This window comes from Allomuricauda sp. d1 (assembly GCF_039592695.1).
Taxonomy (GTDB): domain Bacteria; phylum Bacteroidota; class Bacteroidia; order Flavobacteriales; family Flavobacteriaceae; genus Flagellimonas_A.
Window position 1 is genome coordinate 1,324,571 of record NZ_JBBUTK010000001.1, and the last position, 23,618, is coordinate 1,348,188.

21 protein-coding genes are annotated in these 23,618 nt (G+C 43.2%); 9 read left to right on the forward strand and 12 right to left on the reverse strand.

What is annotated here, in order from left to right:
* Window positions 1–21: 21 nt before the first annotated feature.
* The 5 genes from AAAH86_RS06095 to AAAH86_RS06115 form a co-directional block, all read right to left on the reverse strand.
* Window positions 22–504 carry an ABC transporter ATPase gene (locus tag AAAH86_RS06095; RefSeq protein WP_343486629.1) on the reverse strand — a complete coding sequence of 161 codons (483 nt, stop codon included), beginning with the start codon at window positions 502–504 and terminating at the stop codon, window positions 22–24.
* A gap of 79 nt (window positions 505–583) precedes the next feature.
* Window positions 584–1,375 (reverse strand): (Fe-S)-binding protein, encoded by a 792-nt coding sequence (locus AAAH86_RS06100; protein WP_343486630.1) that lies wholly within the window; start codon window positions 1,373–1,375, stop codon window positions 584–586.
* A 9-nt stretch (window positions 1,376–1,384) separates the two neighbouring features.
* The gene (locus AAAH86_RS06105; protein WP_343486631.1) at window positions 1,385–2,716 is read right to left on the reverse strand and encodes a (Fe-S)-binding protein; all 1,332 of its coding nucleotides are present in this window, start codon (window positions 2,714–2,716) and stop codon (window positions 1,385–1,387) included.
* A complete protein-coding gene (locus AAAH86_RS06110) occupies window positions 2,716–3,684 on the reverse strand; it encodes an MlaD family protein (RefSeq protein ID WP_343486632.1) in 969 nt (322 codons plus the stop codon). The genes AAAH86_RS06105 and AAAH86_RS06110 overlap by 1 nt, the downstream gene beginning before the upstream one ends.
* A gap of 51 nt (window positions 3,685–3,735) precedes the next feature.
* Window positions 3,736–5,016 (reverse strand): N-acetylmuramoyl-L-alanine amidase, encoded by a 1,281-nt coding sequence (locus AAAH86_RS06115; RefSeq protein ID WP_343486633.1) that lies wholly within the window; start codon window positions 5,014–5,016, stop codon window positions 3,736–3,738.
* A 173-nt stretch (window positions 5,017–5,189) separates the two neighbouring features.
* On the opposite strand from AAAH86_RS06115, the gene AAAH86_RS06120 reads away from it, so the two are divergent.
* Together AAAH86_RS06120 and AAAH86_RS06125 are read left to right on the forward strand one after the other, a co-directional pair.
* Complete coding sequence (locus AAAH86_RS06120; protein WP_343486634.1) at window positions 5,190–7,883, forward strand: putative LPS assembly protein LptD; 2,694 nt, start codon at window positions 5,190–5,192, stop codon at window positions 7,881–7,883.
* A 31-nt stretch (window positions 7,884–7,914) separates the two neighbouring features.
* Window positions 7,915–8,298, forward strand: coding sequence for a RidA family protein (locus AAAH86_RS06125; RefSeq protein ID WP_343486635.1), 384 nt, complete (start codon window positions 7,915–7,917; stop codon window positions 8,296–8,298).
* Between the two features lie 72 nt (window positions 8,299–8,370).
* Here AAAH86_RS06125 and AAAH86_RS06130 read toward each other — a convergent pair whose 3' ends face one another.
* From AAAH86_RS06130 to AAAH86_RS06145, 4 genes are all read right to left on the reverse strand, one after another.
* Window positions 8,371–9,222, reverse strand: coding sequence for an N-acetylglucosamine kinase (locus AAAH86_RS06130; protein WP_343486636.1), 852 nt, complete (start codon window positions 9,220–9,222; stop codon window positions 8,371–8,373).
* A 74-nt stretch (window positions 9,223–9,296) separates the two neighbouring features.
* Window positions 9,297–10,298 carry a type I glyceraldehyde-3-phosphate dehydrogenase gene (gap, locus tag AAAH86_RS06135; protein ID WP_343486637.1) on the reverse strand — a complete coding sequence of 334 codons (1,002 nt, stop codon included), beginning with the start codon at window positions 10,296–10,298 and terminating at the stop codon, window positions 9,297–9,299.
* A 25-nt stretch (window positions 10,299–10,323) separates the two neighbouring features.
* Window positions 10,324–11,310 (reverse strand): 6-phosphofructokinase, encoded by a 987-nt coding sequence (gene pfkA, locus AAAH86_RS06140; RefSeq protein WP_343486638.1) that lies wholly within the window; start codon window positions 11,308–11,310, stop codon window positions 10,324–10,326.
* A gap of 125 nt (window positions 11,311–11,435) precedes the next feature.
* Complete coding sequence (locus tag AAAH86_RS06145; RefSeq protein WP_343486639.1) at window positions 11,436–15,881, reverse strand: translocation/assembly module TamB domain-containing protein; 4,446 nt, start codon at window positions 15,879–15,881, stop codon at window positions 11,436–11,438.
* A gap of 83 nt (window positions 15,882–15,964) precedes the next feature.
* On the opposite strand from AAAH86_RS06145, the gene tsaD reads away from it, so the two are divergent.
* The 4 genes from tsaD to AAAH86_RS06165 are packed head-to-tail and all read left to right on the forward strand — an operon-like array spanning window position 15,965 to window position 18,449.
* Window positions 15,965–16,999: a tRNA (adenosine(37)-N6)-threonylcarbamoyltransferase complex transferase subunit TsaD gene (gene tsaD / locus AAAH86_RS06150; protein WP_343486640.1), complete on the forward strand. Its 1,035-nt coding sequence runs from the start codon at window positions 15,965–15,967 to the stop codon at window positions 16,997–16,999.
* A 9-nt stretch (window positions 17,000–17,008) separates the two neighbouring features.
* Window positions 17,009–17,344, forward strand: a complete 336-nt coding sequence (locus tag AAAH86_RS06155) for a TfoX/Sxy family protein (protein WP_343486641.1) — start codon at window positions 17,009–17,011, stop codon at window positions 17,342–17,344.
* Window positions 17,337–17,735 carry a VOC family protein gene (locus AAAH86_RS06160; protein ID WP_343486642.1) on the forward strand — a complete coding sequence of 133 codons (399 nt, stop codon included), beginning with the start codon at window positions 17,337–17,339 and terminating at the stop codon, window positions 17,733–17,735. The genes AAAH86_RS06155 and AAAH86_RS06160 overlap by 8 nt, the downstream gene beginning before the upstream one ends.
* Before the next feature lie 9 nt (window positions 17,736–17,744).
* Window positions 17,745–18,449 (forward strand): 16S rRNA (uracil(1498)-N(3))-methyltransferase, encoded by a 705-nt coding sequence (locus AAAH86_RS06165; RefSeq protein WP_343486643.1) that lies wholly within the window; start codon window positions 17,745–17,747, stop codon window positions 18,447–18,449.
* Here the strand turns inward: AAAH86_RS06165 and AAAH86_RS06170 are convergent.
* Entirely contained in the window at window positions 18,446–19,228 is a 783-nt protein-coding gene (locus AAAH86_RS06170; protein ID WP_343486644.1) for a DUF1223 domain-containing protein, read from the reverse strand. The two genes, AAAH86_RS06165 and AAAH86_RS06170, sit on opposite strands and share 4 nt — an antisense overlap.
* A 39-nt stretch (window positions 19,229–19,267) precedes the next feature.
* Here AAAH86_RS06170 and AAAH86_RS06175 point away from each other — a divergent pair, with 39 nt between their 5' ends.
* From AAAH86_RS06175 to AAAH86_RS06185, 3 genes are read left to right on the forward strand one after another with little or no spacing between them, the layout of a single operon-like run.
* Entirely contained in the window at window positions 19,268–19,918 is a 651-nt protein-coding gene (locus AAAH86_RS06175; protein WP_343486645.1) for a DUF4159 domain-containing protein, read from the forward strand.
* A 2-nt stretch (window positions 19,919–19,920) separates the two neighbouring features.
* Entirely contained in the window at window positions 19,921–21,021 is a 1,101-nt protein-coding gene (locus AAAH86_RS06180; protein WP_343486646.1) for an AI-2E family transporter, read from the forward strand.
* Between the two features lie 7 nt (window positions 21,022–21,028).
* Window positions 21,029–22,216 carry a class I SAM-dependent methyltransferase gene (locus AAAH86_RS06185; protein WP_343486647.1) on the forward strand — a complete coding sequence of 396 codons (1,188 nt, stop codon included), beginning with the start codon at window positions 21,029–21,031 and terminating at the stop codon, window positions 22,214–22,216.
* Here the strand turns inward: AAAH86_RS06185 and AAAH86_RS06190 are convergent.
* Together AAAH86_RS06190 and AAAH86_RS06195 are read right to left on the reverse strand one after the other, a co-directional pair.
* A complete protein-coding gene (locus tag AAAH86_RS06190) occupies window positions 22,197–22,907 on the reverse strand; it encodes a M15 family metallopeptidase (protein ID WP_343486648.1) in 711 nt (236 codons plus the stop codon). The two genes, AAAH86_RS06185 and AAAH86_RS06190, sit on opposite strands and share 20 nt — an antisense overlap.
* On the reverse strand, window positions 22,907–23,617 hold the full coding sequence (locus tag AAAH86_RS06195) for a PHB depolymerase family esterase (RefSeq protein ID WP_343486649.1): 711 nt from the start codon (window positions 23,615–23,617) through the stop codon (window positions 22,907–22,909). The genes AAAH86_RS06190 and AAAH86_RS06195 overlap by 1 nt, the downstream gene beginning before the upstream one ends.
* Window position 23,618 lies beyond the last annotated feature (1 nt).

Below are 23,618 nucleotides of genomic sequence, written 5' to 3' on the forward strand. Positions count from 1 at the left end.
GGCCGTTTTTGATACGTTATCTCACATAAACCGGGCATGCCAGCTTTCAGAGGCAGGCACTTCCCAATGTTCAAGAAATTCGCCTTTGGTAGCGACCAAATTGTTGAAAACCACAGTATTTTTTGACACTGCTCTTTGTTTGGCCATCTTTTTGAAGTCTTGTAAGGATTTGTAGGCCACATATTCACCATTCTTGTACGAGACGTTCATTTTGTCCAACAAATCGACCCCATATTTCTTTTCTATGGATTGGATAAAATGTACCGAGGCATCGATGCTACAGCCCGAGGCACTGGCCTGTGACTGATCCAGCCCAATGACGATAAAACGATTGTATGGAAGCTCGAACCCTGCTTTTAAAGCACTGCCATGGGCTGTCCACTGCTTGAGAAAATCACCGATTGCAGGTTTCAGTTCAGCAAGTTCGTCTTCAGAAAACGTTCGGTTGCACTGGTAAATCCAGATTCTGGCATCATCGGGAAGGGTATCGAAATCTACAAGCATAGTTCTGTTTTTTAGGTTTACACCCCTAAAGTCCCCTCAAGGGGATAATCCATTATTTTAAAACTTGACAAAATTGAATTTATAAATCCTCAGCATTTGCAATCAACTCAGCTACATCCAAAACTGCGATGGATGCCTCTTTTTCCTTGCCTTTCACGCCATCGGTCATCATGGTGTTGCAGAATGGGCATGCGGCGGCAATAATGTCGGGTTTGGTATCCAAGGCCTGTTCTGTTCTTTCAATATTGACATCCTTATCGCCTTTTTCGGGCTCCTTGAACATTTGTGCACCACCAGCTCCACAGCACAAGCCTCTTTTTCGGCAGTTCTTCATCTCTACCAGTTCGGCATCCAGTTTTTGAATCAGTTCCCTTGGGACTTCAAAAACGCCGTTTGCACGCCCCAGATAGCACGGATCATGGTAGGTGATGCGCTTGCCTTTATAGGTGCCGCCTTCCAGAGTAATCCTTCCTTCATCAATCAATTGCTTTAAAAATTGGGTATGGTGCACTACTTCATAGTTGCCACCCAGACCCGGATACTCATTTTTGATGGTATTAAAGCAGTGCGGGCATGCCGTAACGATTTTCTGTATTTCATAACCGTTAAGCACCTCGATATTGGTCACCGCCTGCATCTGGAACAAAAATTCATTGCCAGCACGTTTTGCCGGATCACCGGTACAGCTCTCTTCTGTGCCCAACACGGCAAAACTGATGTTGGCCTTGTTCAAAATTTTGACAAAAGCCTTTGTAATCTTTTTGGCCCGGTCATCAAAACTGCCTGCACAGCCCACCCAAAACAGCACTTCTGGCTTCTTGCCCTCTGCAAAAAGTGATGCCATGGTCGGTACGTTCATATCATTTGCCATTTTTTGCGATTATGATTCTTGTGCCCAATTCAATCGGTCCATTTGATTAAAGGGCCATGGGGCACCATTGTTTTCAACATTACCCATCATATTGTTCAGTTCGTTCGGGGCGGCAGATTGTTCCATGACCAAATACTGTCGCATCGATACGATGATGCTCAACGGGTCTATGCTCACGGGGCATGCCTCTACACAGGCATTGCAAGTGGTGCAGGCCCATAATTCTTCCCTAGTGATGTAATCATCCAACAACTGCTTGCCGTCAGGTTCAAAAGTGCCCTTATTGGCGTCCATATTTTTGCCCACCTCCTCTAATCGGTCACGGGTATCCATCATGATTTTACGGGGTGATAACTTTTTGCCTGTCTGGTTTGCGGGGCATTCTGCAGTGCAACGCCCACATTCGGTACAGGTATATGCATTTAAAAGCTGTACCCTGCTTAGATCCATCACATCGGAAGCTCCGAACTTTTCAGGCTCGCTTGCATTGGTATCATCCGCTGGTGCCGCAAAAGGGTCGGCACTGGGATCCATCATCAACTTCACCTCTTGGGTCACCGAATCGAGGTTGTTGAACTCACCCTGCGGTCTTAACCTTCCATAATAGGTGTTCGGAAATGCCAATAAAATATGCAGGTGCTTTGAATAATAGAGATAGTTCAAAAAGAACAGAATTCCCAGAATGTGCAGCCACCAAGCGGTTCGTTCTACCAAAATCAAATTTTGCGCGGACATTCCTTCAAAAAGCGGAACTATATACTGGCTAACAGGAAAACTGCCTGCCTCACTGTAATGTTCGGCCCCCATACGCTGTAATTGCAAATCGGAAGCGTTCATGGTCAAAAACAAGACCATCAAAATCAATTCGATGTATAAAATCCAGTTGGCATCGGTCTTGGGCCAGCCTTTCATTTCAGGCTTGATAAAGCGTTGCAGGCGTATGACATTTCTCCGCAACCAGAAAATGACCACAGCCACTATAACCAAAAGGGCCAATATTTCGAAGGAAGCAATCAAAAAATCATAAAATCCGCCCATAAAGGCAAAAATCCGATGCGTGCCCAAAAGTCCATCAATGATGATTTCAAGCACTTCAATGTTAATGATGATAAAGCCTACATAAACGATGATATGCATCAACCCAGCAATGGGCCGAACGACCATCTTGGTTTGCCCCAAAGCAATTCGGGCCATATTCTTAAAGCGTTGTGGAGCATTATCTGAAACATCGACGTCACGACCCAATTTGATGTTACGTACCAACTTCTTGACGTTTTTGGTAAAAAAACCAATGCCTATCACTAGGGCTACGAGAAATATGATGTTGGGAAGGTATTGCATCAATTGTTGTCCAAATTTTCGGCTGGGTCGTCTTCAGGAACCGCATATTCTTTCTGTTTCTTACCAAAAACGGAGACGTTGACATACCGTTTGGGGTTCAACCTAAAATCTTGCAGCAACAAATCCAATTCTCTAGAGGCTTCCGCCAGATTATTGTACAGCTCTTCATCGTTCACCATTTTACCCAGTGACCCTTGCCCATTTTCAATTTTTTGAAGCACCCCATTAAAATTGTTCAGTGATGTCTGCAACTCGGCAATGGTTTTATCCATCCCGGCATTTGACAACGATTCTGAAAGCTTGGCAAAATTCGCCGACATGGTGCTGAAGTTCTTGATGCTGCTGTCCAGTTCTCTTTGGTTATCGCCCAACAACTGGTTCAGTTTATTGGCACTGTTTTGAAAGCTGGTTATCAATTGATTGAGTCCGGCGATACCTTCACGTAGCTCTTTTTTGGTCGGCTCATCTAAAATATCATTGACATTCATCAGCAACGTGTCTGCATGTGAGACCGCACCCTCGACCTTTGTTTGAAGTGGGGTGAGCCTTTCTTGTACCAAAGCAGTAATACCAGGCCGTACATCAGCCTGTAAGGTGTCGCCCGATTTGGCATTGGGTGCCCCATCAAAAACCGGTTTTATCTGAATACCCTTACCACCGATAATACCTGTATCGTATAATTGTGCCTTGCTGTTTTTAGAGAAGGGAAAGTCATTGCTCACCGAGAACGTCACTAAAAGCTTACCTGAAGAATCCTTGAACTTTATGCTCATTACGTTGCCTACGGCCAACCCATTAATGGTCACTTGTGTGCCGGGCTGAAGCCCCCCTACGTCATCGTAAACAGCGTAAAATGTTCTGCTGTTATCAAAGATGGAGTTCGATTTTAGGTAACTGTATCCCAAAATGAACAGAAAAATACCCACCAAAACGATAATTGCAGTCTTTACTTCTCGGGATAGTCTCAAAAGAGTTGGTTTACAGTTCTAAACAAAAGTAGAAATAATTTATGAAGAAAATTATTGCTCACCTACAATCTGCAAAGCCTCGTTCAAAGGTATTCTGTTACCGTCTTTGTAGGCCACGATGTATGATGTGGTGTACCCTTTGGCATCTGCATTGGATTTCAACAGTTTGGCCTTAAAATATGAGTCGGTTTCACCGTACATATACCGAAAAAGGTTGTTGAAGGGTTCTTTTGAAAGCGTATTCAATCCGTTGAAATAGTCACCATCAAGTGGAATCACTTTTGAGCTTGCCATCAGCTGCACTTTAAAAGTAATGTTGGCCTCTGATTTTGGGCCAGTATTTTCAGCAATCTTGACATCATCTTTTTTTACGATTTTGGGCTTCGGTGTGGTATCGACAACCTCATTTTCTTTCTGTGGAAGTGCCTCTTCCGCAGAATCGGATTTTTCTTCCTCACCATTGGTGCCTGCTTTCTCAACCGCTTCTTTTTCAACCATAGGCTGCTGCTCTTTTACCTCAGGCTCAACTTGTGCAATGCTGGGGGCGTCTTCTAGTACCGTTCCGGTATCAATGCTATTTTTGTATTGTAAAATCGCTTCGGCTATCGCCTTTCCCATTTCTTGTTGGCCTTTTTTTGAATTGAGGTACGCACCCTCATTTTTGTTGGTCAGAAATCCGGTCTCAACCAATACACTGGGCATAAACGTTTGGTGCAATACAATAAAACCTGCCTGTTTCACCTTTCGGTCTTTTCGTTTGAGACTGCCTGTGAAATTATCCTGCATGAACTTCGCCAGTTGAATACTTTGATCTAAAAACTCTTCTTGCATGATGGTCAGACCGATAACGGACTCTGGGGAGTTGATATCATATTCGGCATATCGCTCCTCATAATTGTCTTCTAAATAAATGACCGAGTTTTCCTTTTTTGCGACTTCAAAGTTTTGCTTGTTGGCGTGCAGGCCCAATACAAAAGTTCCAGCGCCGTAGGCATCAGAATTATGTGAATCGCAATGTACCGAAACAAATAGGTCTGCATTTGCCTTATTGGCAATCTCACCCCTTTCAAAAAGGTCAACGAACTTATCCTCATCCCTTGTATAAATGACCTTGACCCCTTTTTCTTTTTCTAAAATCTTACCGACCTCGAGCACAATGTTCAACGCAATGTTCTTCTCTAGATAGCCATTGCCCAAATTGCCAGGGTCGTGCCCCCCGTGACCTGCATCCAAAACCACAACAAATTCGTTCGCCAAAGGTGGTATGGTATCATTTTTGGTAAAGGAAAATAGAAGAAAAAAAGCGACTAAAAACAACCCTTTTCTAATCATATAAAAACTGTTTTTCCAATGAATTTTCAAGGTTAAATTTATGGTAACACCAAAGTAATGGAACAAAAAATATATGTAAGTTTGGTCACCAAAAACCGAGCCAAGCCTTCACAAAAATAGGATTTATCGCCTTGCAATCAAACAATCACTTTTTTCTTTACCTATTTCTGGCGATGAGCAGCTTGGGTTGGTTGAATGCCCAAGAAGACCAAATTGTACCCTTGCCCGTCAAGGCAGAAAGAGATAGCATCACTGCGCCGATATTGACGTACAATCCGATTTTGGGCAAGAAACAGACCGATACTGTTGAAGTTGATTCCACTGGAGGAAAACAACCTTTGATTCTTGATCAAATCAAGTACAAGGCCAAGGATTATGTGCGGCTGAGCAAGAAAGAGCAAAAAATATACCTCTACAACGAAGCTGAACTCTACTATCAAGATACTGAGCTAAAGGCCGGTATCATTGTTATGGATTATGTCAAAAACGAGGTCTATGCGGGAAGGATAAGAAATCCCGCTGATAGCACCTTCTCACAATTGCCAATTTTCTCTCAAGGCGACCAAGTGGTCATACCCGACTCAATACGGTTCAATTTTGATACCAAAAAGGCACTGATATGGAATTCAAGAACAGAGCAGCAAGCAGCTGCCGGCTCTTTTGGCAGTGATGCCATGAAGGTCTTGGCAGAGGTCACCAAAAAGGAAAACGACTCTGTATATTTTATGAAGGATGCGAAAATCACCACCTCAAAAGACACCATTGATCCCGATTACTATATTCGGGTGCGAAAGGCAAAATTTGTTCCGGGCAAAAAAGTCATCGCCGGTTTCAGCAATTTCTATTTGGTTGATGTGCCAACGCCTATTGCCTTGCCCTTTGCCTACTTTCCGTTGACGACAGGGCGTTCAGCAGGACTGATTTTCCCGACCTTTGGCAATGACCCGCAACGGGGGTATTTCATTCAGAACGGAGGGTACTATTTTCCTATCAGTGATTATGTGGACTTCAGTATTTTGGGTGATTTTTTCACCAATGGCAGCTATGGTTTTAGAACGCAATCCATTTATGCAAAACGCTATCGCTTTCGGGGTAACATCAATTTCAGGTTTGAAAATCTGATAGTCAGTCAAAAGGGCTTTTCAGACTTTACGAGAACCACCATCTACAATCTGCAGATTTCACATTCGCAGGATCCAAAGGCCAATCCGAATTCCAGGTTTTCGGCTTCCGTGAATCTGGGCAGCAGTAACTATTTTACCGCTTCTGCAAATCAAATAAATTTGGCGAATACACAGAACAACAATCTTTCATCCTCCATCACCTATTCAAAGACCTTCCCCAGTTATCCATCGGTAAACCTTAATATTTCTGCCACGCATAACCAAAACACCAACACAGAGGCCATTAACCTGACATTGCCCACATTACAGGCCAGTGTAGAACGTGTATTTCCTTTTGCCAAACGTGAGGGTATCAGAAGGGGCATTATCCAAAATGTCAACCTGCAATACAATTTGAGGGCTGAAAACCGTATCACCACCACCGACTCGTTGTTCTTGACCCCCAGAATGTTCGATGATGCCAGGGTTGGGGCCAGACACACCGTTCCATTGAGCACAAACTTTAAAGTGGCCAAATACTTCAGCGTCAGTCTTGGGGCCAACTACGAAGATATTTGGACATTGGAAACCTTCGAAAGGGGATTGGACCCCGAAGACCCCGAAAGCAACCGTGAAGTGGTGTTAGATACCATTTCGGGCTTTGACCGTTACAATCGCTACGGTCTCAATGCGAGCATCGGTACTACATTGTACGGAACCTTTAATTTTGGTGAGGATAAAAAAATACAGGCCATCCGCCACGTGATGCGTCCCGCAATTGGCTGGGGGTTCACCCCTTCATTCGAGCAGTTTTATGAAACTTATGAGAATTCAGATGGAGAAGATGTGCTTTACAGCCGTTTTGAGGGCACATTGAACGGTGCACCAAGCTTGAACAAATCCAATTCATTGAGTTTTTCATTGCAGAACACCCTTGAGGCAAAGGTTAGGGACAAAGATTCAACAGCCACCGAACCAAAAAAGATTTCATTGTTGAGCAATCTCAATTTTGCGACATCCTACAATTTCGAAGCTGATTCACTAAAGTTGGCCCCGATAAGCTTTAATGGTGGAACCACCTTGCTGCAAAACAAAATGTCGATAAACTTTTCGGGCAGTTTAGACCCTTATGCCATTGACAACAATGGTAGACGCATCAATGTTTTGAACATCAACAACGGTGGGGGTATCGCACGGTTGACCCGAGCCAGTATGAACGTCGGTTATTCGTTGAGCAACGAAACTTTCAAAAAAAAGGAGGCAGGAGCAAAAGTTGAAGATGATGAAGACGGCAACGATTATTACAGAGCAGCCAGTGGTGGGCGAACCGATGACCTTTTTGGAGAAGGATTTGATACGGCCATAGACAGAGGTTTTGATGAACGGAAAAAAGACGATGAGGATACGGAAACACCCATCTATGGAAACAAATTGCCATGGGATCTACGATTGGCCTATGCCACCACCTATAACAACAGCAACAGGCAAGGAGAGTTCACCAATAATTCGTTGATGTTTTCGGGCAATATCACCCTGACACCAAAATGGCAGCTGGGTTTTTCTTCTGGTTATGATTTCAAGGGGAAGGGATTTACATTGACCCAATTCAGGTTTCAACGAAATTTGGGTAGTTTTGACCTCCGTTTCAATTGGGTGCCTTTTGGAAATAATGAACGTTGGGATTTCTTTATTGGAATCAGCAGCTCAATACTACAAGATTTGAAATGGGAACAGCGCAGCCAACGTAGATTGGGAAGGCGTTAGATAATTTGAAAAAAGTAAAAATCATTCGACCATGAAAACAATCATCAATACTAAAAAAGCGCCTGCCCCGATAGGGCCCTACAATCAAGCCGTTCTTATCAAAGACACGCTTTATATCTCAGGCCAAATACCCATTGATCCATCAACTGGAAACTTGGTCGAAGGTGATATCAAGGCCGAGACCAAACAATCAATGGAAAATTTGAAGGCTATTTTAGAAGAAGCCGACATGACCTTTGAAAATGTGGCCAAAAGCACCATTTTTCTAAAAGACATGCACCAATTCGGTGAAGTGAACCAAATCTACGGCAGTTATTTTGATGCTGACACTGCACCAGCTAGGGAAACGGTAGAAGTGGCCAACCTTCCCAAATTTGTCAATGTAGAGATCTCGATGGTCGCGGTAAAAAGCTAAACATTTTCTATTTGATAGATTTTTCGCTCCCTGTCTTCCGAAAGGCCGGTCCGCGGAAATGAAAATTCTAAACTAGATAGTGCTTTTGTGAAACTCTACCAGCCCATCGATGGGGCGTTGTCTGATGACCCCGAGTATCAAATCATTGCGCTCTATCACCGTGGCCAGTTCTTCACGTAAATAATGTGCAATACTGCCAACAAAACTGATAGGCACCTTGGTGGCCAACTCAAACTGCATGATGTAGTTGTTCACAAACTGCTGAAAAGCCTTATCGATGACTCCTCGGCAATAGGCATGCTCTTTGTTCTCGACGATAAAGCGGGCAAAAGTGGCCAAATAGGTGTTAGGGTTGGGCTGTTTGTATAAGTGTTCCTTGATATTGTCAGCATCCAAATCATATTCTTTGACAAACTTGATGCCCAAATCTTGGGGCATTTTGTGAAAGTAGTAGTCGCGGAGCAGTTTTCTTCCGAAAAAATTACCGCTACCGTCATCCATCAAGATATAACCTAAAGAAGTTACCTTTTGAAACAATTGATGCCCATCATAATAACTGCAATTAGAGCCTGTGCCCAATATGCACACAATACCTTGGTGACCGATTTTGGTTGTAGCGTAGATCGCTGCGAACGTATCTTCACGAACCTCAGCTTTGGCATTTGGGAAAAAATCCTTGAAAATTTCCTTTAAGAATAATTTCATGCGGTCTGTACCGCAGCCAGCTCCATAAAAATACAATTGGGTGACTTTCTCCTTGTTCTTTGAAATCTCAAAATTGTTGGCCAGACGATCTTCGATGACCTCACGTGTCAGCACTTCAGGGCTCAACCCAAGGGTTTGGGTAGTGAACAATTGTTCGCCTTTATCATTAAGGGCGATCCAATCAGATTTGGTCGCGCCACTATCTACAATCAATACCATTGGTCAGTTATAAAAAAGAAACACCTTAAAATAGGCATTTTAGCCGACTTTAAGGTGCTCTAAAGTTAAAGGGCCTATAAACTGCCCACGTGTTGCATCAAATCAACCATCTTGTGTGAGAAGCCTGCTTCATTGTCGTACCATGAAATGACTTTGAAGAATTTTGGGTTCAGCTCAATGCCGGCTCCGGCATCAAAAATACTGGTGCGGGCATCGCCAACAAAATCTTGTGATACCACGGGTTCATCGGTATATCCTAAAATTCCTTTTAGATCTCCCTCGGATGCTTTTTTGAAGGCCTTTTTGATTTCTTCGTAAGAAGTCTCTTTTTCAAGTCTCACAGTAAGGTCAACTACTGAAACATCTGCCGTGGGAACACGAAATGCCATACCAGTCAATTTGCCCTGCAATGCTGGAATTACCTTGGTAACCGCTTTTGCCGCGCCTGTTGACGCAGGAATGATATTGATCATTGCACTACGACCTCCCCTGTAATCTTTCTTTGAAGGTCCATCAACCGTCATTTGCGTGGCTGTGGTGGCATGCACTGTGGTCATCAAACCTTCTTCGATACCAAATTCATCGTTCAATACCTTCGCCAGAGGCGCCAAGCAGTTGGTGGTACATGATGCGTTTGATACGATTGTATCTGAATCTTTGACCTGACTGTGGTTCACCCCCATGACAAACATCGGTGCGTCTTTTGATGGTGCAGAGATAACGACTTTTTTCGCCCCGCCATCAATATGATATTGTGCAGTTTCCAAGGTTGTGAAAATACCTGTACATTCCGCTACGATATCCGCTCCGACCTCATCCCATTTTAGATTTTTGGGGTCACGTTCAGCGGTAATTCTGATTGTTTTTCCGTTGACAACCAAGTTGCCATCCTTCACTTCGACTTTACCATCAAAACGACCATGAACTGAATCATATTCCAAAAGGTAAGCCAAATGTTCTACATCCAATAAATCGTTGATAGCGACAACATCTACATTGTCGCGCTTGACGGTTGCCCTAAAAACCAATCGGCCTATGCGTCCGAATCCGTTAATTCCTATTTTTAAATTTGACATATTGTTTTTTGTTACGTGTTATTAATTAAGTTGTCATGATATCTGAGACCCGTATGAGTTCTTCATCTATTTTAGTGTGTGCGCTGATGGCATCTTTTATGGGCACCAACACCAATTTTGTATCACGAATGCCCACCATATAGTTGGTCTTGCCCTCGACCAGGGCCTCAACGGCCCTTACCCCCATTCTGCTGGCAAGTACCCTGTCAAAACAGGTAGGGTTGCCACCGCGTTGCATGTGCCCTAGCACAGATACCCTTACATCGTATATCGGCAAATGTTCTTCAACATATTCTTTGAGTTGAAATACATTCTTACCTATTTTATCCCCCTCGGCTACGATCACGATACTTGATGACTTGCCTGATTTTTTACTTCTCTTAAGTGAGTCGAGCAAACGCTCTAAACCTAAATTTTGTTCCGGTATCAAAATCTCCTCGGCTCCTGCCCCAACTCCAGCATTCAAGGCAATATGGCCCACGTCACGCCCCATCACCTCCACAAAAAACAGGCGATTGTGCGAACTGGCCGTATCACGAATTTTATCGATTACGGCTACCACGGTATTGATGGCAGTATCAAAGCCTATCGTAAATGAAGTGCCCAAAATATCATTGTCAATGGTACCAGGAATGCCTATGATCGGAAAATCATACTCTTCGTTGAACAGTTGCGCTCCTGCGAAACTTCCATTACCGCCTATGACCACAAAAGCATCAATATGATGTTCTGTCAGCTGTTCATGGGCTTTTTGGCGGCCTTCTCTGGTTCTGAACTCTTCACAACGTGCCGATTTCAATACAGTGCCTCCCTTATTGATAATGTTGTTCACGCTACGGGCATCCATCTCTTTGAAATCACCTTCAATCATGCCTTGATAGCCACGATAAATGGCCACACATTCAAGCTTCATATAGGCGCAGGTTCTTACTACGGAACGGATGGCCGCATTCATACCGGGAGAGTCACCACCAGAGGTAAATACCGCTATTTTTTTTATCTTTTTTGTCATTATTTTTTTGGAAGCCCAAAACTAGCAAACTTATTCCAAAATTTTAATTTGCCTGAATACTAATTTGCCTTCAAACAAAAACTCAAACGATTTCGTAATTTTTTGGGAGAAAAGCCTACGATTTTTTATCGCTTTTCTTTGCGGGGAGAAGTTGTTTTTGAATAAAATTTTACCAAGCTGTCACGCCCCATGACATTTGTTGGCTCATCTGCTTCTTCAGATGGTTTTTCTTCTTTCTCTTTTTTTGCAAAAACCTTTCGCAGCAATTCACTAAAACTGTTGAAGTCAACTTGATATGAGAGTCCGACACCTTGGGTATACCCTTGTCGCTCTGCTAAAAATTGCTGTATTTGGTTTTCACGGTTAAAGATTTTGGCACTTAACGTACCTTCTTCATTCAACAGCACTTGCACCTCAACATCACCAGCAACTACAGTTTCGCTGACGCCACCGACAGGAACCCCTACCCTGCCATTGACCAGTACCCTATCAGAGATTTGGGTCGATACGGTGACACCTATTCTATCCTCTGTCTGAATATCTGCATTGGGATTCAACAGGCCTTGTTCATACGATAGCCCGAAATTGAACTTATCGTTATTGCCCGCCAGAAGGGAATTCACCAACCCCGAAGCAGTTTGAATGAGATTGCCCGTGACCGCTTGTTGGTTTAGGCCGGTCTGTTCATTGACAAACGTACCCTGAGCCAAAAGAAAAAAGGCATTTCGCTCTTCTACTGTGGGGTCTTGAAGGCTGTACTCCAGCTCTGAGCGAACCACAGAATTGACCCCGGGGAACTCTATGTCAAAATCAATTTCAGGGCTTTCGAGCTCGCCCTGAAGACGAACCACAACCTCTGTGGGGATTCTGGCCCTAAAGCCTTCGTTGTCAAGCAATGGAGCTGGATTGGCATTGAGATTGTAGACCGCTTCCATGTTCAGGGTTGCCGCAAGGGGGTCACCTTCCCAACTTATATACCCCCCAGGTCGAACTTGAAACCGTTTATCGATGATGCCCCCATATTTAAAGTTGTATTCGCCTGTGACAGCGATAAACTGTCCATACATATTGAACTTGCCGTTGGTGTTGATATCAATCAAAAGAATGCCCTCACCTGTTCCCTTCAAAGAGCTTCCAGAACTACGGTCAACAACGATTTCTACCTCGGCATCTGGGGTCACGGCAAGGTCAAAGGTCATTTCCAATCCCTTGTAATCATCCAAAACCCTTTCTGATTCAAAACTGCTCCCCTCTTTTTTGTCAATAAAGTTGATGAAAGAATAATCACCCACGCTTGTGACATCACTCAGGGGAATCTTCAATGAGGTGCCTCTCGCTGTGGCAGCATCTACGGTAATGGTCAGCTCATCGGTCGGGCCGAAAATTTTTCCTGTACCGTTGATATAGCCTGTGCCGTAGTAGAGTGCCTCTTCATTAAAATCGGTATTCAATACCATAAACCGACGACCCTTGGTGTCAAGGTCTAAATTCAACGCCCATTCCTCAAAATGGTCATGGCTGATACCACCGTTCAGCGTGGCCTTTGTACCACTGACCACATCAGTAAGTTCTATGTTTTGAAAGTTAAAGGTCTGATCGACCACATTTACCCTTGAAATACGCCCAAAATCATAGTCTACATTCAAATAGGGAATACCAATGCCCGCGTTCTCAAGCAAGAGTTGGCCATTTATTTTGGGGTTTGGGGCTGCGTCAGAAATACGCACGCTGCCATTGATCAAGCCCCTGATATTGGAGACCACATCTTCACCCAGTGGATTGAAAGGGGCCATATCAAAGTCATTGAAATTGGCCATAAGATCCAGAACCGGCACCTCATTTCTGTTCAAAATCTTACCGTTGAGGCTCATCTTCTCTTTACCATTGTCATTGAGCCACGTGGTCACGCCAAACTCGGTCAGGTCATTGTTGCCAAAAATGCCAATCTCCAAATCGCCCAATCGAATTTCATTGACGCTGAAATCTTTGATGTTCAAGTTTGACGACGGTAAATAAATCTCGTCTTTTTGCAAAATATTGAGATACCCATCAACCTCACCGTTCAATTTAAGGCTGTCTATGGCTGGTGTAATTTTATCCAATGAGACCAATTTGAACTGCAACTGTAAGTCTTTATAGGTTGAATCGGCCAGTTCACCACGCAACCGTATTTGCTCGCTCCGGTTATTGTCCATCACGATTTCTTGAATGCTGATACTATCGAGTGTGTTGTTCACGATCACCTTATTCTGGGCATTACCAGCACGGTTCACCACCCAAGTGTTGCCCTTGAAGCTCACCTCAGATCGTTTGAAGCCCACCACCGACTTGTTCTCTTGATTGAACGTGTGGTAAAAATTAAGGTTGTAACTATCGTTCAGATCACTGCCCCCCTTAAACTCGGTTCTAAAGAAGAGGGTATCTTTCAGGGTAGTGTTGATGAGGCTGAAATCTTCAACATCGTAATACACCGTCTCCATATTTTCTACGGCAAGAAAGGTGTTGAAAAGCGGATTTTTGTTATCAATCTTCAGTTCAATATTTTCAAAATGATTTTTGAACGCCTCTATTTCGGGGGATTTAAAGGTCAGTTTAAAATCGCCTTCATCGGCCACGATATTGCCCCTGATAAAAGTGTCAGGCCCAAAGTTTACTTCAGGAAAAAACACATCCACGATTTTGTTGTAAATCTTAAAATTGAAATTGAGGGTCTGCCCCTCGGAAATTTCATAGGGCTTGTAGTTGGTATAAATACTTCCTACGGAATTCTGTACCAGTTTGCCAAGTTCCCGCACTTTGAAATCGCCTTTCATGTAGCCCGTAATGATATCTGGCGATATGAACTGAATCGTTCTTGTGGAATCACTTTCAAATGTTGACGAAACCGCAAAATCATCAAAAGAATAGGTATCGTTTTTGTTCTGGTATACCGTGTTCGAGAATTTGATGTCGCCTACAATATTATCAAGGTTATTGCCAGTGATATCCATATTTACATCCCCCTTAAAAATGGATATGCTGTCATTGATAAAGTTCAATGTCTTGAAATCGGCATAGTCAACGGAAGCCAAAAAATTGAAATCGCTACGGTCCTCTGAAAAATCGGCAAGGCCCTTGAAGTTCAGTTTAATATTTTCATCATCAATGGTCAACGAACCATCAAAGAGTTGTTCTTTTAGAATGCCAGACACCTTGATATTATTGTATTCATAATCATTGAAGTTGATGGAATATACTTCGCCTATGGCTTCTGTGTTCAGGTAATTTGCCACGAAACCCTTTCCCTCAACATTGACATCCAACGTAGTTTTGCCGACATCAGGGTTGTCAATCAATCTTCCCAAATCAAAATCTATCAATGATATGAACCCGATGTAGGCTGCATTGTCGGCTTTATTGATATTGGTCATTTGAAGGTCTGCATAGCTACTGCCAATGGCCGTGTTCAAGTTCACTTGAACATCAAGTGAGCTTTCGGTAACCTCTGCATCGCCGCGAATGGTAAATTGACCCAATTTTTGTAGGGATGATGGAATATTTTTACCGAGAATACTGGGCAATAATCCCCTGAGTTGATAATAGCTTGAGGTAAGGTTGTCAATTTCGCCCTCAATGACAAAAGGAGCCTGCGCATTGAAGATATTTCGGAAATTAAAATTGCCCCGTATGCCCGTATCTTCTGAAACCAAAAGCAATTCGTTCACCTGTAAGTTGTTCAGCTTACCTGAAACGACACCTGAAAACTCGGCGGTCTTATCACTGCCAAACTCATCATAAAAAAGGTTGATTTCGTTGAACGCGATAACAGATTCCCTAAAATCGGCATTGACGATGACACTGTCGGTAAAGTATCGAAAATCCTCTCGATCATAATCAAACCTGAGGTTGCCATTTATTTTTGATTCTGCAGTCTCAATTTTCAATTCCCTGAAACGCATCTCTTCTTTGGTGTACTTGAATTGGGTAGATAGTGACCTCAATTCAATGCCGCGTTTGCCTATTAAAGAAAGTTCATCAATGTTCAACGAAACCTCTGGGCCCACTATTTGAAAATCTTCGGCCACGAGGTTCATTTCCTTGAAATCGAAGGTTTCCTGCTTTTCAAGGTTTTCATCTATCAATCGAAACCTTCCGTTTGAAATCTCAATTTCTGAGGCAGACATAAAGAATGGAGGTTCATTCGGATCTCTTGGCGTACCATCATCCAACTTGGCCACAAATACATCAAGATTAGTATCGTTTTCACCCTCGTAGGTCTTTAGATTGAAAAGCAAACCGTCGACCTCTATGTCGCCAAACTCCAGTCGGCCATTGGCCATATTGCGAAGGCTCAATATTGAAGTGGACAGTTTTTGCATGTAGGCCAAAGTATCTTTCTGATAATCTTCTACATACACATCTTTGAGCGTCGTGTTCAGCGTGAACAGCGAAATACTTACCCGTTCAACTTGAATGTTTGTTCCAAATTCATCATTCAGTCTCTTTGTTGCATAATCGGCAATACTGGTCTGAACCATCGGCAAAGACAATAGTATGGTGCCCAAAACCCCGATGACCAAGATGGTGAGCACTATTCGAAGTAGTATTTTCCGAAGTTTTCTGATACGGCTATAGCATTTATCTTTGCAAGACCAATTTTTATTCCAAAACACACTTGGCAAACGAAAAAAAATATATTCTTGCTATCGAGTCTTCTTGTGACGACACTTCGGCCGCGGTACTTTGCAATAATAAAGTACTGAGCAATATTGTGGCCTCACAAAAAGTGCATCAAGAATACGGGGGCGTTGTGCCCGAATTGGCCTCTAGGGCGCATCAGCAAAATATCGTTCCCGTGGTCCACCAAGCGTTGACCATAGCAAATATCGACAAAAAACAACTGGCCGCCATAGCCTTTACCAGAGGTCCCGGTCTCATGGGCTCATTGCTCGTCGGCACTTCATTTGCAAAGTCACTGGCTCTGGGTCTTGATATTCCGTTGATTGAGGTCAATCACATGCAGGCCCACATTCTGGCTCATTTTATTGATGAAGGGCGGTCGATGCCAAGATTTCCTTTTCTGGCGATGACCATCAGCGGCGGACATACCCAGATTGTCTTGGTCAAGAATTATTTTGATTTGGAAGTGCTCGGCGAAACCTTGGATGATGCCGTGGGCGAGGCCTTTGACAAGAGCGCCAAATTGTTGGGACTGCCCTACCCCGGTGGGCCACTGGTCGACAAATATGCACAGCAAGGCAATGAAAAAGCCTTCCCTTTTCCGAAACCAAAGGTAGATGGACTCAATTTCAGTTTCAGTGGATTGAAAACCAGTATTCTGTATTTCCTCCAAAAAGAAACCAAAAAAAATGGCGCATTTGTTGATGAAAATATCGCTGATATCTGTGCTTCCATCCAATACACAATATTGGAAATTCTAATGGACAAACTAAAAATGGCCGTAGATCAGACCGGAATCAAACAAATTGCCATCGGCGGGGGTGTGGCTGCAAATTCGGGCATTCGACAACGATTGAAAGATGCTGAGGCAAACTTGGGGTTGAAAACCTTTATCCCAAAATTCGAGTACTGCACCGATAATGCGGCCATGATAGGCATTGTGGGGTATTTGAAGTATCTTGAAGGTGATTTCAGTGCCCAAAATATTGCTGCAAAGGCACGATATGCTATGAGTGGTACAAACCCATAAACATCAAAGATGGCCTATAATGAAACTTTGGCAAACAGAATACGTGGGGCATTGACGCTTTTTCCTGAAAAATTTACTGAAAAGAAAATGTTTGGCGGTATCGCTTTTTTGCTTGAGGGCAAAATGACCGTGGGTGCCATCAATGATGATTTAATGGTGAGGGTAATTAGCACTAAAATGAATAATGTTCTGAACCAAGAACATGTCAGGCCCATGGATTTCACGGGCAAACCCATGAAAGAATTTGTCTTTGTGGCTATGGATGGATGCCAAACCGAAGAACAACTGCAACAATGGATCGAACTCGGTGTCGAGCATGCAAAATCAAAGCTCAAAAATGGATAGGATAGCCCCGCAATGGATTGTTGACAACGTGGATAAAACGGCGTCGTTTTATTCCGAAAAATTGGGATTCAAAATAGACTTTATGGGCGATGGCCCTTTGTTTGCCATTATCAGTAGAGGAAATGTCACCCTGATGATGCGGCAACTGAGCACGCCAAGCCTCAAGAGACCAAACGCAGTACCCTTTCTGAAATCTGGTTGGCATACAGAGGGTGTTGATGCTTGGGATGCCTACATTTGGGTTGATAATGTTGAAGAATTGTACGGGCAGCTTACAAAAAACGGCGTTGAAATCACCAAAAAATTGACCATTACGGAATACAATAACAAAGATTTTGAGATAATGGATATCAATGGATATCGAATCTGTTTCGGAGAATCTTTGGACTAATTTTTTTAAATGCAACTTTTCTACAGCCCAAAGCTGGATAACAGTGTCAAGCAGTTTACCTTCTCAAAAGAAGAGAGCCACCATATTGTCAAAGTATTGCGTAAAAGAGACAATGACGAGTTGCATATCACCAATGGCAAAGGCTATCTTTTCATCGCCAAAATACTACGGGCCGATAACAAAAGTTGCAAAGCACAGGTAATATCGACAGAAAAGTCTATTCCCCCCTTGCATTCACTGCATTTAGCAGTCGCTCCCACAAAAATGAACGACCGATACGAATGGCTATTGGAAAAGGCTACCGAGATTGGTGTGAATACCATCACCCCCATTTTATGTGAACACTCAGAGCGAAAAGTCATCAAACACGAGCGTTATGAAAAGGTCATTCAATCGGCCATGAAGCAATCGTTACAGACCTTTTTACCGGTGTTGAATCCATTGACTTCGTTTAAGGAGTTTGTTGAACAAGGCCATGAGGGCTTAAAATTTATTGCGCATTGTGGGGATGAGGAAAAAGCAGAATTAAAACGCCGTGTGGCGCCCGATAAAGATGTCGTCATTCTCATCGGCCCTGAAGGTGATTTTTCACCTGACGAAATCAAAATTGCAAGAACGCAGGGCTTTGCCCCCATATCTTTGGGAAAAAATAGATTGCGAACAGAAACCGCGGCCATCGTTGCCGCGGCGACGGTCGCTATGCTGAATGGTTAGACTTTCGACTTTGTGGCTCCCGTGACATCCATATTCTCGGTTTCGGCAATCAACATTAGGGTCATGCCATCACTTTTACCCACCAAAGCTGGAACGGTAACTTTTCCGCTTCCCGAAGTCTTTAAGTCAACGTAATTTTCTGCCACTACGATATTGCTATTTGTCAAGGTTCGATTACGATTTTCGCCCCGCTTGACAGAAGTGGTCCGCTCATCCAACACCAAAACAGCTCGCAGTACTTTATTTTCAAGATTTCCCAGAACATTAAAATCAAAGGTAATGGCGCCATCACTACGATTTACATTGCTGAGATTGATTTTATTCTCAGCTTTCTTGCTTCCGTAGTGCGAAATTTTGGCATTCATCTTCGATGCACTCGAGCCTACAAAATGTTCTTGTCCGTTCACAATGACTTCTGGAGTGTAATTGCCCCGATAGCCCAATTTACGGTTGTAAAAACTTTGCTTTTGCGTGTAGCGTGAATTGCTGAAGGGGTCTTCCCAACCGATATAATTCCAATAATCAACATGGTACGACAATGCAAAAACCTTTTCGGGGTGCTGTTGCTGCACTTTTCGCAAGAGTGCGTCCGCAGGCGGGCAACTTGAGCATCCTTGCGAGGTGAACAGTTCTAAAACTACAATGGGGTCGTACAAATCAACAGGTGTTGTTTCGCTGGTTTCGGTTGGTTTCTGTGCATCGCCAAATCCATAGAAAGCCATGAAAACAAAGCCCATTAGAAAAAATGCAACTGTTGGTATTATGATTCTTTTATACATGAATGCCTTAACTTTGATTTACTTTATAATCGCTGTTTGATGCATTACCTTACCAAAATCTGGGCCATTTTAACGCTTTTTATGACAATCTCGGTCGCCTCACAACAAATTGGGGTGCTCAAATATGGCGGTGGTGGTGATTGGTATTCCAATCCCACAGCCTTGCCCAACCTCATTCAATTCTGTAACTCAAACATCGATACCAAAATCGATGCTAAACCTGAAACTGTTGAAGTCGGCAGCCCATCTATCTTTCAATACCCCTTTCTGCACATGACGGGCCACGGCAATGTATTCTTTTCAGATGAGGAAGCCGAAAACCTGCGCACCTATCTCATGTCTGGAGGATTTTTGCATGTGGATGACAATTATGGGATGGAAGAATATTTTCGCAGGGAATTGAAAAAAGTATTCCCAGATAAGGATTTGGAAGAAGTAGGAAGCGACCATGCCGTCTTCAAACAAAAGTTTCCATTTCCAGAAGGCTTGCCAAAGATACACGAGCACGATGGCAAACGGCCACAGGCACTCGGTATCTTTCACCAGGGCAGACTGTTGTTATTGTTCACGTTGGAGAGTGATCTTGGTGATGGTTGGGAAGATCCATCTGTACATAACGACCCACAAGACGTTCGTGAAAAGGCGTTGCAGATGGGGGCCAATATCGTATCTTACGCCTTCAAGACCTGACCATGGATTCAAAAACGATCGCAAATGGCATTCTACGTGCCGTGGGCATATTGGCGGCCATCGTATTGGGTGCCTTGTTTCTGTATAAGATTCAATCTGTACTTGCCTACATCGCTTTCGCTGCCGTTGTCGCGCTTTTGGGCAGGCCTATCGTACTTTTTTTAAGACGAAAACTCAAGTTTCCGAACACTTTGAGTGTCGTTGTTACCATGCTGCTGATGTTGGGCCTTGTGGTCGGCATCATTGCACTTTTTGTGCCGCTTATCAATGAACAGAGCAGAAATCTCTCGCTGCTGGATATTGACCAACTCAGCGATGACGTCAATAAACTGTACCAACAAATCGTAATCTATTTTGGCGCTACCCCGGCCAACATCAACGAGGTCATTCAAGAAACCGAACTTGAAAAAAACGTGTTGAAGGGCCTCAACCTGAACTTCATCCCCAATTTTTTGAATTCTTTTGTGAACACGCTGAGCAATTTCAGTATCGGGCTTTTTTCGGTGCTTTTTATTTCTTTTTTCTTTTTAAAGGATAGTAAATTGTTTCAAAAAGGGCTGATGACATTTGTTCCCGACCAAAAAGAAGGAAATACCATCAAGTCGATTGACAAAATCAATGGCTTGCTCTCAAGATATTTTGCCGGTATTTTGTTGCAACTCTTCATCCTTTTTGTCATTTACACGATTACCCTGCTCATTGTGGGTGTAGAAAACGCCATCGTCATTGCATTTTTATGCTCGTTGTTCAACATCATTCCCTATGTTGGGCCGCTCATCGGCGGGGCCATTATGATCACCTTGACCATGACCAGTCATTTGGGCATGGATTTCAGTACGGTCATTTTGCCAAAGACCGCTTATGTGCTCATTGGTTTGGTCATCGGCCAACTGATAGACAACTTTTTTTCACAACCCTTTATCTTCTCCAATTCCGTCAAGTCACACCCGTTGGAAATCTTCTTGGTCATCATCATTGCCGGACTTCTTTTTGGTATCGTCGGAATGATCGTCGCGGTGCCAGGATATACCGCAATAAAAGTCATTTTGAAGGAGTTTTTAGCCGAAAACCCATTCGTGAAAAAGTTTACAAAAAATTTATAGTGTTACTTTGAATAAAAATCTATTAAAAACTGGTGTACAGAATTTTATAGAAAAAAAATGGAATACTGACATCGTGTCAGTATCGCTCAAAAAACCCTTTTTTGACGATGTTTCGCAAGCAGAGCTTGCCCAACAGCTTGAAGGGAAAAAAAAGAGCAAAATGAAGTTGCCCACTTGGTTCAAAAAATCAGGGATCTACTATCCGAAAAAATTGAATCTTGAGCAAACTTCATCAGAAACAACGGCGGCCTACAAGGCACAATTGGTCAGCGGAAAATCACTTGTTGACCTTACCGGCGGTTTTGGGGTTGACTCCTACTTTTTTTCAAAAAAATTAGCAGAAATATTTCATTGTGAAATCGATGCTGAACTCTCAAAAATAGCAGCCCATAATTTTGAAATGTTGGGTGCCACAAACGTGAAAATCGTCAATCAAGATGGTATTACGTTTCTAAATAATTATAAAGAAAAGTTAGATTGGGTCTATGCCGACCCTTCCCGACGTGATGATAAGGGTCGTGTGTTTCGATTGAGAGATTGTGCCCCGAATATTCCCGAACATTTCAACTTGATTTTTGAAAAGACCGACAATATACTCTTAAAGACCGCTCCCCTACTTGACATCCATCAAGGGATTTCAGAGTTGAATTGGGTGAAGAAAATTCATGTGGTGGCGGTCAAAAACGAGGTCAAAGAATTGCTTTGGGTACTAGAAAAAGGGTATAAGGAAGCTGTTGAAATAACCGCGGTGAATCTGGAAACCCAACAACATATATTTTCTTTTTTATTGGAGGATGAGAAAACGGCCCGACCCAAACTTTCTGAACCCAGAAATTACCTTTACGAGCCCAATGCCGCCATCTTAAAGGCTGGAGCATTTAAATTGGTGGGCAACCGATACAGACTCGACAAACTTCACGAACACTCGCATCTCTACACTTCAGATGATTTGGTTGATTTTCCTGGGCGTGTGTTTAAAATCGAAAAAGTGGGGTCATACAGTAAAAAGAGCATGAAAACGCTACCCATTAAAAAAGCCAATGTGGCCATACGTAATTTTCCAGAGGCAGTGACCACTATCAAAAAGAAGCATAAAATCGTGGATGGCGGCAATCATTATCTCTTTTTTACCACAGATTACACTAACAATTTAATTGTAGTAGTTTGCGGTAAGGCTACTCACAATCCCATTTAAAATTGGCCACCTTATCATTGCTGCCAGCGGAGAGGTTGTAGTGCCACCATTCGGTGCGAATACCCCAAAACCCATGTTTTTCCATGGTTTCCTTAAGCACTTTGCGATTGTCAAGCACTTTTTTGGGCAAATCGGTGTGATCATGGTGTGCCTTCCTTCCAAAGAAATCAAAGTCAGTACCCATGTCAAGTTCATTTCCATCCACATCCACCAAAGTAATATCCACAGCACCGCCTTTGTTATGGATGGAGCCCTTCACCGGATTTGCCACATACTGGGGGTTCGGTACCAGCTCCCACATTTTGTACTGTACCGAGTTTGGCCGGTAGCAGTCAAAGAACTTTATTTTAAAGCCTTTTTGCATAAACTCTTTGTTTGCCCCTATCAAAGCCTTGGCAGTCTTGACCCTGGTGTAACATTCGGCACAATCGTACACTTTTGCCTTCAAAAAGTTGTTTTTGGTGGCATAGCGCATATCATATTCAAAATCATCGCTGAAATCGGCCAGTCGCACAAAAGTGGTATCGGCAAGACCTTCAAAAGATTTCAATTTGGGGGTTTTCTGAATATCCATTTTTAGGGAATCTTGAATCACCCCCATATTTTTCTCGGGCAATTGCCGCGTTTGTTTTTTTGAAGCTTGTTTGCAGGAACAAAAAATAGCCAGCAAGAGAATAATTGACAGTCGCATCAGTTTCGTTCTTGTTGGTTCATCCAATCGTAGAGTTCTTTGGTGGTATATGCCTTAAGCCATGAATTGTGCCCTACCCCATCATATCGGGTGTATTGTACATCGTAGCCCATCTCTTTGAGTTTTGCCACCATTTGGTCTGATTCTGACACAGGGATCACTTCATCGTCTGCACCGTGAAACACCCAAATCGGCATTTCTTTGTCAAGCCAATGGGCATAAGGGGTCGGGGTCATGCCACAGACCACGGCCAAAGCTGCAAATTTATGGGGATATTGCACGGCCATGTCCCATGCTGCGCTACCGCCTCGGCTCAATCCCGTTACATAAACTCGGTCAGAATCCACTCGATTTCCAGCGATGACAGAATCTAACAGCTGGTTTACCGCATGTACATTCCACCACTTCTTTTTATGGGGATTTTGCGGGGCCAAAACCAAAAAAGGAAATGGATAACCTTCGGCCATCATCTTGGGCGGCCCATGTTTTTTTACCTCATCAAGCGTGCCGCCTGATTCGCCGCCACCATGTAAAAAAAGTAACAATCCGAAGTCTTTATCTTTATTGGAATCATACCCTTCAGGATAGTATAAATAGTATCTTAGGATTTCTGAGGTCACAGTTTTTTCTTCACCTTCAACAAGCATGCCCTGTGCATTGCAGCTTTGCATGAAAACGAGCCCCAAAACCAACAAGATGAGTTTTTGCATG